The sequence below is a fragment of the Kribbella sp. NPDC051952 genome (assembly GCF_040680855.1).
Taxonomy (GTDB): domain Bacteria; phylum Actinomycetota; class Actinomycetes; order Propionibacteriales; family Kribbellaceae; genus Kribbella.
Window position 1 is genome coordinate 60586 of the sequence record NZ_JBFAXQ010000022.1, and the last position, 12793, is coordinate 73378.

Here is a 12793-nt window from a genome sequence, read left to right on the forward strand (position 1 = left end):
GCGGTCGGACCACCCTCGCCACCACTCACCGTCACTCAGTCACCCCGGCACTCGTCCACTCACCCATTTCAGCCCGCGATGCTACCGCCTGTCCACGGCGACCTTCCGCTCGCCGCTCCGCCGAGTGTGATCGCGCATCCGCCGGACCAGATGGCGGGCGTCGCGATCCACACCTTGGATACTGGCGGATGCGATCGCGTACTGGAAGTCCAGGCCGAGAAACATCAGTCCGGGTATGTCTGTGGCAACGCCGCGATCGTGCCGCGGCCGGCCACCATTGAACACCGGCAGGTCGATCCAGCCGTGGTCCGGACCGGAACCCGTGCACCAGATCACCGTCGAGACATCCCGCAGTACGGCGCCTTCCGTCGTCACCGGCCGACCATCGACCACGCTCTCGATCCGGCCGACTCTTTCGATGCCGGCCGCGTCGAGATGGGCCAGCTTGTTGCGGGTGAGTGGGAGCCCGCGCTCCTCGGCGTTCGCGATCATCTTGCGGCCGATCGGCGTACTGCGGGTGAAGACGTACTTGAACAGGAACATGACCACCGGGGTGAGGATCCGCCCACTCGCGGAGTCGATGTCGACCGGCACCTGACCCGGGTGCCGGCCGGACAGCAGAGTGCGATGCGACTTGACTGCTTCGAGGGCGACGTCCGTGCCGGAGTTGGCGGCGCCGACCACGAGTACGTCGCCGGCCGCGAACTGCTCGGGGTTGCGGTACTCCATCGAATGCAGCTGCTTGATCGACGGATCGAGCTCGTCGGCGAACGCCGGCCGCCGTGCCGTCGCATGCATGCCGGCCGCAACGACCACCTGATCGGCCCGCCAGTCGCCGACACTGGTCTCGATCACGAACCCCTCGTCGTTTCGCGACAGCCGAGTCACGCGTACGCCGGTCCGCACAGGCAGCTCGTGGTGGGCGGCGTACTGCTCGAGGTAGTCGGCCATCTCGTCGCGGGTCGGGCAATCGCGCGTCCGGATCCGCAGTCCGGGCAGACTCGCGTACCGCGGCCGGCTGAAGAGCCGCAACGAGTCGTACCGCTTCCGCCAGCAGTCACCGACGCGATCGTCCGCGGTGAGAATGACGAAGTCCATGCCTGCCTTGCGCAGGTAGTAACCCATCGCGAGCCCGGCCTGACCGGCGCCGATCACCACAACCCCAACCCTGTCCATGGCCTCACGGTAGGGCGGCGCAGGATCGTGGCGCATCGACCAAGCACGCCACTTCGGTTCAGGCCGAACTGGTCATTTCTACCCAGTCAGCTTGTGCTGGTACGCCCACGCGGTCGCGGCGGATCGGCTCGAGACGCGCAGCTTGGCGAAGATGTTGCTGACGTGCCGTGCGACGGTCCGCTCGCTGAGGAAGAGCTGGTCGGCGATCCCGCGGTTCGTCGCGCCGGTCGCGAGCACCCGCAGGACTTCCAGCTCCCGGGGAGTCAGCCCGGTGCCGTCGAACGGACGGGCCAGCTGGTCCAGCGCGGTCAGTTCCTGCACGGCACCTAGGCGTTCGAACACCACGCGCGCGCCGTCGAGCTCCATCTGCTCGGCATCGACGTCGCCGAGCGCCCGGCAGGCCTGTCCGACGAGGAGACGGGTCTGCGCTCCTTCGTACGGCATCTCGAGCCGCTGCCACAACGTCCAAGCCCGCCGCAACGACGGGATCGCCCCTTGCGGATCGCCGCAGGCAATGCGTGCCGCTCCCTCGGAGTACGCCGCCAGCGCCTGCAGGTACGGCGCATCGGTTCGAGCCAACTCGCTCAGCTCGGCGGACGCTTTGCGGGCGCTCTCGCGGTCCTCGCAGGTGATGGCGAGCTCGACCCGGGCGGCCAGCAGCATCGGACGATTCGGCGAGAACGGATCCTCGGCCAGTGCCCGTTCGACTCCCGCGATCCCGGCATCCGGGTTGCCTTGCGCCGCGCGCAGCAGGGCCAGACCGGGCTGTACGTCCATGCCGTCCCGGGCCGCTGTCTGATAGGCGCGTTCTGCTGCTTCGTAGTGACCGCGCCGCCGCTCCACCTCGCCCAGCCGGTACCACGCCGAGCCGACCGTGCCCGCCGACAGCCGACGGCACGCGTCCTCGGCTGCTCCGGCGGCCTCGGTCCAAGCCCCGCGCAACTGCAGGATCTGTGCGCGATGCACCAAGCAAGCACCGCGGTACGGCACGAGGCCCGACTGCTCGTCGCACCAGCCGGTGAGGGCTTGCGTCCACTCCTGTGCGCGACGGATGTCGTACAGGTCCAGACACAGCGCGATCACCGAGCAATAGGCCATTCCGGCGACCTCGGGACCGACGCGGCTGGCGGTCACGTGCACCATCGCCTCGTCCAAGGCCTGCACGGCCTCAGGCCCGCGCCCCAGCATCGCCAGGCAACTGCCGCGACCAAGTGCAACCAAGACCATCGTGTCCGGTTCGGTCGCCGATGCGCTGTGCTGTTCGAACGCCGGTAGTGCCGCGGCTGCGTCGCCGGAGTTCATCAGCAGGGCCGCATCGGCTATCGCGATCAGGCCGGTCAGCTCAGGATTGTCAGCGGGTACGAGCCGGCCGATCCGCGTCTGCCAGCCCGCGGCCCGGGCGAGCTCACCTTGTTTCTGCAGATGGAACCCGAGCCAGAACCCACTCCGGATCGCGCGCACCACATCACCTCGGGCCAGGTGTTCCTCGTGCGCACGCTCGCGCAGCGCCGTGACCTCGTCGTCGTGACCGAGGACGAAGGCGGCGACGGCCAGCCGGTCGAGGTCAGCGGGGTCGAGCGGGGCCTGCCGGTCCGCGGCGGTCAGCGTCGCGTACTCGGCAGGCCAGTCCCGCTGTTCCATCGTCGGCCGATCAGCCGATCGACAGGTCCAGCACGGTTGCTGTTGGCAACTTCGCCAGCTCGGCGCCGTCGAGCAGGATCTTGGAGCCGCGGATCCCGCTGCCGATCACCACCGGCCCGGCCGCGATCACGGCGGAGTCGACCAGGACCGGCCAGTCCGCGGGCAGTCCGATCGGCGTGATCCCGCCGTACTCCATGCCGGTCGTGCTGACCGCGTCGTCCTGCGCGGCGAACGAGATCTTCCGGACGCCGAGGTGCTTGCGGATCACGCCGTTGACGTCGGCGCGGTCGGTGGCGAGCACCAGGACAGCGGCGTACGTCGCCTCCCCGGCCCGCTTGCCGAGCACGATGACGCAGTTCGCCGACGCGGCCATCGGTACGTCGTACTCCGCGCAGAAGGCCGCGGTGTCGGCCAGCTCGGCGTCGATCGCGGCGGCGTACGCCGGGATGTCGCCGACGGCCGCGCGGGTCGGCTCGGCCAGCAGTTCGGGTACGTCGGCAGCCGGCTTCCACTCCAGTTTGCCGAGGACAGGTGCGGTCACTGGTTCTCCTCCGCCGGTCGCTTGACGAGGTCGGCGTACTCGGTGTGCTGCTCGAGGTAGTCCCGGTAGAACGGGCAGGCGGGCTTGACCCGAAGCCCGAGTGCGCGGGCGTCGTCGAGCGACTTGGACGCGATCCGGCCGGCGACGCCGTGGCCGCGGAACTCCGGCAGGGTCTCGGCGTGCAGGAAGGCGATCACGCCCGGGTGCAGCTTGTAGTCGACAAAGCCCATCAGGGTGCCGTCGGCGTCGAGCGCCTCGTACCGGCTGCGGTCCTTGGCGTCGACCACGTTGATCTCGGTCTCCATGCCGCAACTCTAGCCACCTGCCGCCCCGGCTGACCGAGGGTTTGCGGTTCGTGACTCGCGGATACGGGATCCAAGGGTGTGTTCGGCAGAACACGCCGAGAGGACGCCGGCGGCGGGAGGAGCACGGATGAGCTCGGAACACGCGTTGGACGAAGGTAAGGCCATACCCAGTCTGGTGCCGGCCCGGATGGACCGGCTGCCCTGGACCCGGTTCCACTGGATGATCGTCGTCGGTCTCGGCGTCTCCTGGATCCTCGACGGTCTGGAGATCCAGCTGGTCTCACTGGTCGGGAACGTGCTCAAAGAGGCCGAGACGCTGGCCCTGAGCACCTCCCAGGTCGGCCTGATGGCGTCGATCTACCTGGCTGGTGAGGTGGTCGGCGCGCTGGTGTTCGGCCGCCTGACCGACCGGCTGGGCCGACGCAGCCTGTTCATCGTCACGTTGCTGGTCTACCTGATCGCCTCCGGTCTCGCCGGCCTGTCCTGGGACATCTACTCGTTGCTGGTCTTCCGGTTCATCGCCGGGATGGGCATCGGCGGTGAATATGCGGCGATCAACTCCGCGATCGACGAGCTGATCCCGTCCCGCTACCGTGGCCGCGTCGACATCGGGGTCAACGGCACCTATTGGGGTGGCGCGCTGATCGGTTCGGCCGTCGGCCTGGTGTTCCTGAACGAGAACATCATCCCGATCGAGTGGGGCTGGCGGCTCTGCTTCCTGATCGGCCCGGTGATGGGTCTGATCATCATCTACCTGCGCCGGCACATCCCGGAGAGCCCGCGCTGGCTGATGACGCACGGCCGGGTCGAGGAAGCCGAGCGCACCGTCGACGAGATCGAGGAGACGGTACGGCGCCAAGGCGGCGAACTGCGCGAGGTCAGCGACGACGAGGCGATCGCCCTGGTCGACTACCCGCCGGTGACGTACCGCGAGATCGCCCGGGTGATGTTGCGCGACTACCGCAGCCGGTCGTTCCTCGGCTTCTCGATGATGGTCACGCAGGCCTTCCTCTACAACGCGATCTTCTTCACCTACGCACTCGTCCTGAAGGCATATTTCGGGCTGAACGACTCCAGCATCGCGCTGTACTTCTTCCCGTTCGCGATCGGCAACCTGGCCGGACCGCTGCTGCTCGGGCACTTCTTCGACACCATCGGCCGACGCAAGATGATCCTCGGCACGTATTCGATCTCGGCCGTCGTGCTGTTCATCACCGCGTTGCTGTTCAACGCCGGCTCGCTGAATGCCGCCTCGTTGACCGGGCTGTGGTGCGTGGTGTTCTTCTTCGCCTCGGCCGGTGCGTCGTCGGCGTACCTGACGGTGAGTGAGATCTTCCCGATCGAGCTGCGTGGTCAGGCGATCTCGTTCTTCTTCGCGATCTCGCAGCTGACCGGTGGTGTGGTCGCGCCGTTCCTGTTCGCCTCGCTGATCGGCGAGGGCGACAACCCGGCCCGTGGTCCGCTGACCGTCGGGTACATCATCGGCGCCGCAATCATGCTGGCCGGTGGCGCGATCGCCTGGTTCTTCGGCGTCGACGCGGAAGGTCAGTCGCTGGAGAACATCGCCAAGCCGCTGTCGGCCCGCGAGTCCGCCGGCTCGACCCGGGCCCAGGGTGCCAGGCCGCGGCTGCCCAGTACCGACGCGCAGGGGCGCCGCATCACGCCGGTCAAACCGGAGGCGGACCAGGGAACCCCACCGACGAACCCTAAGATCACTGCGTGGGCTCACTCCTGATCGCCGGTACGACGTCCGACGCGGGTAAGACGACGGTCGTCACCGGGCTGTGCCGCTGGCTGGCGCGTCAGGGTGTCCGGGTGGCGCCGTACAAGGCTCAGAACATGTCGAACAACTCGATGGTCTGTGCCGACGGCGCCGAGATCGGCCGCGCGCAGTGGATCCAGGCCGTCGCGGCCGGTGCCGAGCCCGAGGCCGCGATGAACCCGGTGCTGCTGAAACCGGGCAGTGACCGTCGCAGTCACGTCGTGCTGATGGGGGAGCCGTGGGGTGAACTGTCGGCCCGCGGCTTCCTCACCGAGCGTGCCGAGCTCGCCAAGGCAGCCTTCGCGGCGTACGACGATCTCGCGTCGAGGTACGACGTGGTGATCAGCGAGGGCGCGGGCAGTCCGACCGAGATCAACCTGCGGCGGTCCGACTACGTGAACATGGGCCTCGCGCAGCACATCCAGGCGCCGGTGGTCGTGGTCGGGGACATCGATCGTGGCGGAGTGTTCGCGTCGATGTTCGGCACGGTCGCGCTGCTCGACGCCGCCGATCAGTCGCTGCTGAGCGGCTTCCTGGTTAACAAATTCCGCGGTGACGTGTCCCTCCTGCAGCCCGGGATCGATATCCTCACCGCGGTCACCGGCCGTCCGACGTACGGTGTACTCCCGTGGCTGCCCGAGCTCTGGCTGGACTCCGAGGACGCCCTGGACATCCCGGTACGGCGAACTTCGCCGACCGACCTGCTCACGGTGGCGGTGGTGCGGTTCCCGCGGATCAGCAACTTCACCGACCTCGACGCGCTCGCGGTCGAGCCGACCAACAGCGTCTTCTTCACCACCAGCCCGGCCGAAGTCCGGGACGCGGATCTCGTGGTCCTGCCCGGATCACGCGCCACGGTCGCGGATCTGGAGTGGCTGCGGACGCACGGCCTGGCGGACGCGGTGAAAGCGCGCGTTGCAGCTGGTCGGCCGGTGCTCGGCATCTGCGGTGGTTACCAGGCCCTCGGCGACTCGATCGCCGATCCGCAGGGTGTCGAGGGCGGGGGCGAGCATGAAGGACTCGGGTTGTTGCCTGTTGCAACCACCTTCCGGGTCGAGAAGACGCTGGCCCGGCCGGCGCCGACGGCGTACGAGATCCACCACGGTGTCGTCGAGGTCACCGGCGACGCGACGCCGTTCCCCGGTGGCTGCCGCGCCGGGAACACCTGGGGGACGATCTGGCACGGTCTGCTCGACGACGACGCGACCCGGCACGCCTTCCTGACCGAGATCGCGGGTCTGACCGGAAAGCCGGCTCCGGACGGGACCGTCTCGTTCGCCGGCCTTCGTGAAGCCCGGCTGGACCGGCTGGCCGACACGATCGACGAGTACGCCGATACCGCCGCGCTGCTCGACCTGATCACCTCGGGTCCGCCGTCCCGCCCGTTCGTCCCACCTGGTGCGCCAGAAACTGTCTGACCGCTCGGCTAGCGTCGTCGGTGTGAAGGACGAACTGCAGCAGTACCTCCAACAGACTCGTGCGCTCCTGCTCGCCAAACTCGAGGGACTGAGTGAGTACGATCGCCGCCGCCCACTGATCCCGTCGGGGACGAACCTGCTCGGCCTGGTCAAGCATCTGGTCGGCATCGAGTACGTCTACCTCGGCACGAGCGTGGGCCGGCCACCGGCAGAGCCGCTGCCGTGGGAAGCGGACGGTTCGGTCTGGGACGGTGCCGACATGTGGGCGTTGCCGACCGAGAGCACCGAGTACCTGACCGGTCTCTACCTCGAGGCCTGTGCTCACAGCGATGTGTCCATCGCCGAGCTGCCTCTCGACACGCCGGCCGAGGTTCCGCACTGGCCCGAGGGCGGGCGGAGTACGACGTTCGGTGCGCTGCTGGTCCGGGTCGTCGACGAGACCGCCCACCACGCCGGTCACGCGGACATCGTCCGGGAGCTGATCGACGGGCAGGGCGGCGCTGACGCCCTCGACGACGCCGACCGGAGCGAGTTCTACGGGAAGATCCAGCAGGCCGCGGACACGTTCCTGCCAGACTGAGGGTGTGGATGACTTCGAGCGCCTGCGGGGACGGCTGTTCGGGATCGCCTACCGGATGCTGGGTACGGCGACCGACGCCGAGGAGATCGTGCAGGACGCCTGGCTGCGCTGGCAGGAGGTCGACCGGTCGAAGGTTCGCGACGCGGACGCCTACCTGGCCAAGGTCGTCACGAACCTCGCCCTGAAACAACTGACGTCGGCCCGCGTACGGCGAGAGACGTATGTGGGGGAGTGGTTGCCCGAGCCGGTGCTCACCGGGCGGGCCGAGTTCGAGGCGCTCGGTCCGTTGGAAGTCGTCGCAGAGCGGGAGTCCGTGTCGTTCGCCCTGCTGCTCCTGCTCGAACGGCTCACACCGGCCGAGCGGGCGGCGTACGTACTGCATGAAGCCTTTGGCTACAGCTACCGCGACGTGGCCGAGCTGATCGGGACGACCGAGGCCAATGCCCGTCAGCTCGGGTCGCGGGCGGGAAAGCGGATCGCCGCCGAGCCGCGGCGGGATCGGCCCGTCGACCGGGCCGGCTGGCGGAATCTGGTCGAGCGATTCCTCGCGGCGGCTCGCCTGGGTGAGATCGAGGAACTGGAGCAATTGCTCGCCGCGGATGTGATGTCGACGGCCGACGGCGGCGGCAAGGTGATCGCGGCCCGGAAGGTCCTCGTCGGCCGCGAGCGGGTCGCGCGCTACTTGATCGGCACCCTCGAACACTTCGGCGCCGGGATCGAGGCACGCCTGGCCGAGGCGAACGGGAGCCCCGCACTCGTTGCCGTCGGCCCCGATGGGGTGGTCGCGGTCTGCTTCATCGACCTCGGTCCGGACGGTGTGACCGACCTGCGGTTCGTGCTGAACCCGGACAAGCTCGCCTTCGCCGCGACCCAGCTGTCACGAATCGAAGGGCTACCGGATCTGGACTGGTGAACCTGAAAGGACACCAGCCAAGATGACCTCCATCCTCGTCACCGGCGGCACCGGCACCCTCGGCCGCCCGACGGTCACCCACCTCGTCGCGACCGGCCATCAGGTCCGCGTGCTCAGCCGAAACCCTGCCGAGGCCCGTGCATCCGGCCAACTCACCGGGCCTGTCCGGGTGATCGGTGATCTGACGTCCGGTGCGGGTCTCGCGGCCGCGGTCGACGGCGTGGACACGGTCGTGCACCTGGCCACCAGCCTCGGCCGGCGCGACATCCAGCAGGCGCAGAACCTGCTCGCCGTCCTCCCGCAGACAACGCACCTCGTGCTGATGTCGATCGTAGGAATCGACCGCATCCCGATGGGCTACTACCGGCACAAACTCGCGGTCGAGCGGCTCGTCGTGGACTCCGGCCGGCCGCACACGATCCTGCGCGCGACCCAGTTCCACAACCTGCTCGACCGGATCTTCCGGACTGAACGGTTCCTCCCGGCCCTACTCGCTCCGGACATCACCCTGCAGCCGATCGCCGTCGAGGATGTCGCCGTACGCCTGACCGAGTTGGTCGACCAGCCTCCGGTCAACGGTCGTGTTCCTGACATCGGCGGACCTGAACGCCGTCCCGTCCCCGAGCTCGCCCGGGTGTGGTCGCGCCGCTGGGTGATCCCGCTGCGCGTTCCCGGCAAGGCCTTCCGGGCCTTCGCAGACGGCGGTGCGCTCGTGGACGGACCGGCGTACGGAACCATCACCTTCGAGGAGTACCTGGCCGCATGAGAACTTATGTCCGCACCGTCCTGGTGGTCTTCGCCGCGTACGAGATCATCCTCGGCCTCTGGCTCACGATCGTTCCGAAGACGTTCTACGACCATGTGCCGACGGTCAACTGGACTCCGCCGTACAGCGATCATCTCTTCCGCGACTTCGGCGGCGCGTCCCTCGGGCTCGGCTTGGTTCTCGCCGCCGCCGCGATCCGGTTCGACCGCTATCTGACCGCGGTCGCGCTCGTGGCCTACCTCGCGTACGCCGGTCCGCACCTCTTCTTCCACCTCGGCCATCTGGAGGGCGACGAGCCTGGGCTGTCGATCGGCCTGGCCGTCGTGCTCGCGCTGAGTGCCCTGGTCCCGCTCTCCGCCTTGGCCGGTATCCGTAAGGTCACTTGACGACCGTGACAGTAGAACTGTCACAATAGGCCGCATGGGTCCTCTGGAAGGCGTGAAGGTGGTCGAGCTGGCCGGGGTCGGCCCGGCTCCGTTCGCCTGCATGCTGCTCGCCGAGCTCGGCGCGGACGTACTCCGGATCGACCGCCCCGGCGGTGGCCCGTCGATGGGTCCACCGGAGCTCGACCTGGTCAACCGTGGCCGCCGGAGCGTGGCCCTGGACCTCAAGCAGCCCGCGGCGGTCGACGTCGTACGACGCCTGGTGGCCCAGGCCGAGGTACTCGTCGAGGGGTTCCGGCCGGGCGTTGCCGAGCGGCTGGGCCTCGGTCCGGACGACTGTCACCTGATCAACCCCAGGCTCGTCTACGGCCGGATGACCGGTTGGGGTCAGGACGGACCGCTCGCGCAGACGGCCGGTCACGACATCGACTACCTGGCGTTGACCGGGGCACTGCATCTGGTCGGGCGGGCCGGTGGACCGCCGCAGGTTCCGGCCAATCTGCTTGGTGACTTCGCGGGCGGCTCGCTGTACCTGGTGGTCGGCGTACTCGCGGCCTTGCACGAAGCTCAGCGCAGTGGTCGCGGCCAGGTGGTCGACGCCGCGATCGTCGACGGTTCCGCGCACCTGACCACGATGCTGCTCGGTGCACTCGCGGCCGGCGCGTGGCGGCAGGAGCGGGGAACGAACCTGCTGGACACCGGCGCGCCGTTCTACGACGTGTACGAGACGGCCGACGGCAAGCATGTCGCGGTCGGTGCGTTGGAGCCGCAGTTCTACGCCGAGCTGATCGAGAAGCTCGGCATCACCGTCCCGGACCGCAATGATCCGGCGAACTGGCCGGCGCTGCGGAAGACATTCACTGAAACGTTCCGCGAGCGCACCCAGGCGGAGTGGACCGAACTGTTCGACGGCACTGACGCCTGCGTCACCCCGGTTCTCCCGATGGCCGCCGACCACCCACATCTCGTTGCCCGAGGCATCTTTGTGGACCACGACGGTGTCCGCCAGGCCGCCCCCGCCCCACGCTTCGACCGTACGCCGACCACGCTCGAACGACCGCCCGCCCGGCCGGGGCAGCACACCCGCGAAGCCCTGGCCGACTGGGGGATCACCGACCTCGATCACCTGCTCGAGACCGGCGCAGCCATCCAGACTGAGAACTGAGAGGACCGCCCGTGGAACGACACCTCTTCGATGCCGATCACGAAGCCTTCCGAGAGTCCGTCCGTGCGTTCTGCGACAAGGAGATCGTGCCGCACCACGCAGGCTGGGAGGAGGCCGGCATCGTCCCGCGGGAGCTCTGGACAGCGGCCGGCGCGGCCGGTCTGCTCGGTTTCATGATGCCGGAGCAGTACGGCGGTGGCGGGGTGCGCGACTTCCGGTTCAACACCGTGCTGATCGAGGAACTGACCAAAGCGCGCGCGAGCGGTGTCGGCTTCACGATCCACACCGACATCAATTCGGCGTACCTGCTCGACTATGCGACCGAGGAACAGAAGGCGCGCTGGCTACCGCGATTCTGCTCGGGGGAGACGATCACGGCGATCGCGATGACCGAGCCTGGTGCCGGCAGCGATCTGCAGGGCATCCAGACCACAGCCCGGCGGGACGGCGACCACTATGTCCTGAACGGCCAGAAGACATTCATCTCCAATGGAATCCTGGCCGACTTCGTCATCGTCGTTGCCAAGACCGATCCCGAGGCCGGTGCCCAGGGCATCTCGTTGCTGGTGGTCGAACGGGGGATGCCGGGGTTCGAGCGCGGCCGCAATCTGGACAAGATCGGCCTGAAAGCACAGGACACGGCCGAACTGTTCTTCGACGACGTCCGGGTCCCGGCCGCGAACCTGCTCGGTGCCGAGGGCAAGGGCTTCACCTACTTGATGGAGAAACTCCCACAGGAACGTCTCACCATCGCCGTGGTCGCGGCCGCTGCCTGCGAGACCGTTCTCGACGAAACCCTGCGCTATGTCAAGGAACGCAAGGCTTTCGGCCGACCGATCGGCTCGTTCCAGAACAGCCGCTTTGTCCTGGCCGAGCTCGCGACCGAGACCCAGATCGCCCGCGTCTTCGTCGATCGCTGCATCGAGGAACTGAACGCCGGCACGCTGACCGTGGCCGAGGCCGCGATGGCGAAGTGGTGGACCACCGAACTCCAGCAGAAGGTGGTCGACCGCTGCCTGCAGTTGCACGGCGGCTACGGCTTCATGACCGAGTACCCGATCGCCAAGGCCTACCTGGACACGCGCATCCAGACCATCTACGGCGGCACCACCGAAATCATGAAGGAAATCATCGGCCGCACGATGGGCCTGTGACTGCGGGCCTGTGATTGCGGGGGGTGTGGTTGCCCCGGGCATCTTGTTGCCGGAAGTCCACCGCAGCCGCGCCTGCGGGGTGGCGCGGCGCGGTGGACTCCTGCGCCTGAACCATCAGCGATCCGGTGGTGCGTCCGACGCTGAGTCGTTTCGCCGGCTCCAACCCCTCCTAGGGGCCGCGAGACAACGACGCCGGGGGCTGGGGCATGCCTGGACAGGCTCGCACAGCCTAGTCACCTACCAGGGGAGGGCGCCAGCTCTCGTCGTCCCGACCCGGGTCAGGCCGACCTGGGATCAGGGATGGTGAGCCGATCCTCGACGATGTCCTCGGCAACGTCGGTCAAGCGGCGGTTGTTGCCGCGGGCGTACGAGCGCAGCACGGCGAACGCCTCGTCGACACCGAGGCCGAGGCTGTGGCTGAGGAATCCCTTCGCCTGCTCGATCAGGATCCGGCTGTTCAGCGCGGTCTGCAGCTGCTCGGTGACGACCTCGTGCCGGGCCATCGCGCGCTGGTGCACGATGCCGATGGTCGCGGTGTCGGCCAGCGCCTGCCCGAGCGCGATCGTGTCGTCGTCGAGCGGGCCGACCGTGCTGCCGAACAGATTCACGGCTCCGAGGACGGTGTCGCGCAGCCGCATCGGCAATGCCTGCACCGAGAGGTACCCGGCGTCGACGGCCGCGGTGGCGAACCGTGGCCAGCGCGAGTTGCCCTCACGCAGATCGGGATGCTGCACCGGGCGTCCGGTGGTCAGCGCCTCCAGACAGGGACCTTCGGAGTTCTGCAGCTGGACCAGCTCGACCAGCCGTGCCTGCTCGCTGGAAGCCGCCACCATGTTCAGCACCCCGTGATGGTCGACGACCAGGATCCCGCAGGCCGAAACGCCCAGGAGCTCACTGCAGTGGTCGGCCAGCCGGTCCAGGAAATCGATGATGTCGAAATCCTCGACCAGGGTGTCGGCAAGTTCGATCAATACCTCTCTCACCCTCCG

General features: G+C 68.2%; 13 protein-coding genes. 8 read left to right on the forward strand and 5 right to left on the reverse strand.

Features of this window, described 5'->3' with window-relative positions; all coding sequences use genetic code 11:
- Nucleotides 1–81: 81 nt before the first annotated feature.
- The 4 genes from AB0L70_RS32155 to AB0L70_RS32170 all read right to left on the reverse strand — a co-directional run bounded on the left by AB0L70_RS32155 (nucleotide 82) and on the right by AB0L70_RS32170 (nucleotide 3663).
- Nucleotides 82–1176, reverse strand: a complete 1095-nt coding sequence (locus tag AB0L70_RS32155; protein WP_363690535.1) for an NAD(P)-binding domain-containing protein — start codon at nucleotides 1174–1176, stop codon at nucleotides 82–84.
- A gap of 78 nt (nucleotides 1177–1254) precedes the next feature.
- On the reverse strand, nucleotides 1255–2817 hold the full coding sequence (locus AB0L70_RS32160) for a LuxR C-terminal-related transcriptional regulator (protein WP_363690536.1): 1563 nt from the start codon (nucleotides 2815–2817) through the stop codon (nucleotides 1255–1257).
- 10 nt (nucleotides 2818–2827) lie between these two features.
- Entirely contained in the window at nucleotides 2828–3358 is a 531-nt protein-coding gene (locus tag AB0L70_RS32165; protein WP_363690537.1) for a YbaK/EbsC family protein, read from the reverse strand.
- Nucleotides 3355–3663, reverse strand: coding sequence for a GNAT family N-acetyltransferase (locus AB0L70_RS32170; RefSeq protein WP_363690538.1), 309 nt, complete (start codon nucleotides 3661–3663; stop codon nucleotides 3355–3357). The genes AB0L70_RS32165 and AB0L70_RS32170 overlap by 4 nt, the downstream gene beginning before the upstream one ends.
- A 127-nt stretch (nucleotides 3664–3790) precedes the next feature.
- Here AB0L70_RS32170 and AB0L70_RS32175 point away from each other — a divergent pair, with 127 nt between their 5' ends.
- Genes AB0L70_RS32175 through AB0L70_RS32210 form a run of 8 tightly spaced genes read left to right on the forward strand, consistent with a single transcriptional unit; the run spans nucleotide 3791 to nucleotide 11804 of the window.
- Entirely contained in the window at nucleotides 3791–5398 is a 1608-nt protein-coding gene (locus tag AB0L70_RS32175) for an MFS transporter (protein WP_363690539.1), read from the forward strand.
- Nucleotides 5383–6843 (forward strand): cobyric acid synthase, encoded by a 1461-nt coding sequence (locus tag AB0L70_RS32180; RefSeq protein ID WP_363690540.1) that lies wholly within the window; start codon nucleotides 5383–5385, stop codon nucleotides 6841–6843. Before AB0L70_RS32175 ends, AB0L70_RS32180 begins: the two co-directional genes overlap by 16 nt.
- 22 nt (nucleotides 6844–6865) lie before the next feature.
- On the forward strand, nucleotides 6866–7423 hold the full coding sequence (locus AB0L70_RS32185) for a DinB family protein (RefSeq protein ID WP_363690541.1): 558 nt from the start codon (nucleotides 6866–6868) through the stop codon (nucleotides 7421–7423).
- Between the two features lie 4 nt (nucleotides 7424–7427).
- Complete coding sequence (sigJ, locus tag AB0L70_RS32190) at nucleotides 7428–8336, forward strand: RNA polymerase sigma factor SigJ (RefSeq protein ID WP_363690542.1); 909 nt, start codon at nucleotides 7428–7430, stop codon at nucleotides 8334–8336.
- 22 nt (nucleotides 8337–8358) lie between these two features.
- Complete coding sequence (locus tag AB0L70_RS32195; protein WP_363690543.1) at nucleotides 8359–9102, forward strand: NAD(P)H-binding protein; 744 nt, start codon at nucleotides 8359–8361, stop codon at nucleotides 9100–9102.
- The gene (locus tag AB0L70_RS32200; protein WP_363690544.1) at nucleotides 9099–9488 is read left to right on the forward strand and encodes a DUF4345 family protein; all 390 of its coding nucleotides are present in this window, start codon (nucleotides 9099–9101) and stop codon (nucleotides 9486–9488) included. Before AB0L70_RS32195 ends, AB0L70_RS32200 begins: the two co-directional genes overlap by 4 nt.
- Before the next feature lie 34 nt (nucleotides 9489–9522).
- Complete coding sequence (locus AB0L70_RS32205; protein ID WP_363690545.1) at nucleotides 9523–10650, forward strand: CaiB/BaiF CoA-transferase family protein; 1128 nt, start codon at nucleotides 9523–9525, stop codon at nucleotides 10648–10650.
- Between the two features lie 11 nt (nucleotides 10651–10661).
- A complete protein-coding gene (locus tag AB0L70_RS32210) occupies nucleotides 10662–11804 on the forward strand; it encodes an acyl-CoA dehydrogenase family protein (protein WP_363690546.1) in 1143 nt (380 codons plus the stop codon).
- A gap of 278 nt (nucleotides 11805–12082) precedes the next feature.
- On the opposite strand, the gene AB0L70_RS32215 is transcribed toward AB0L70_RS32210, so the two are convergent.
- A complete protein-coding gene (locus tag AB0L70_RS32215) occupies nucleotides 12083–12787 on the reverse strand; it encodes a GAF and ANTAR domain-containing protein (RefSeq protein WP_363690547.1) in 705 nt (234 codons plus the stop codon).
- Between the last annotated feature and the right edge of the window lie 6 nt (nucleotides 12788–12793).

Bases quoted from the DNA above. Each gene is read 5' to 3' on its own strand.
- AB0L70_RS32155 (WP_363690535.1), bottom strand. From the start codon at position 1,176: ATGGACAGGGTTGGGGTTGTGGTGATCGGCGCCGGTCAGGCCGGGCTC.
- AB0L70_RS32160 (WP_363690536.1), bottom strand. From the start codon at position 2,817: ATGGAACAGCGGGACTGGCCTGCCGAGTACGCGACGCTGACCGCCGCG.
- AB0L70_RS32170 (WP_363690538.1), bottom strand. From the start codon at position 3,663: ATGGAGACCGAGATCAACGTGGTCGACGCCAAGGACCGCAGCCGGTAC.
- AB0L70_RS32175 (WP_363690539.1), top strand. From the start codon at position 3,791: ATGAGCTCGGAACACGCGTTGGACGAAGGTAAGGCCATACCCAGTCTG.
- AB0L70_RS32195 (WP_363690543.1), top strand. From the start codon at position 8,359: ATGACCTCCATCCTCGTCACCGGCGGCACCGGCACCCTCGGCCGCCCG.
- AB0L70_RS32200 (WP_363690544.1), top strand. From the start codon at position 9,099: ATGAGAACTTATGTCCGCACCGTCCTGGTGGTCTTCGCCGCGTACGAG.
- AB0L70_RS32205 (WP_363690545.1), top strand. From the start codon at position 9,523: ATGGGTCCTCTGGAAGGCGTGAAGGTGGTCGAGCTGGCCGGGGTCGGC.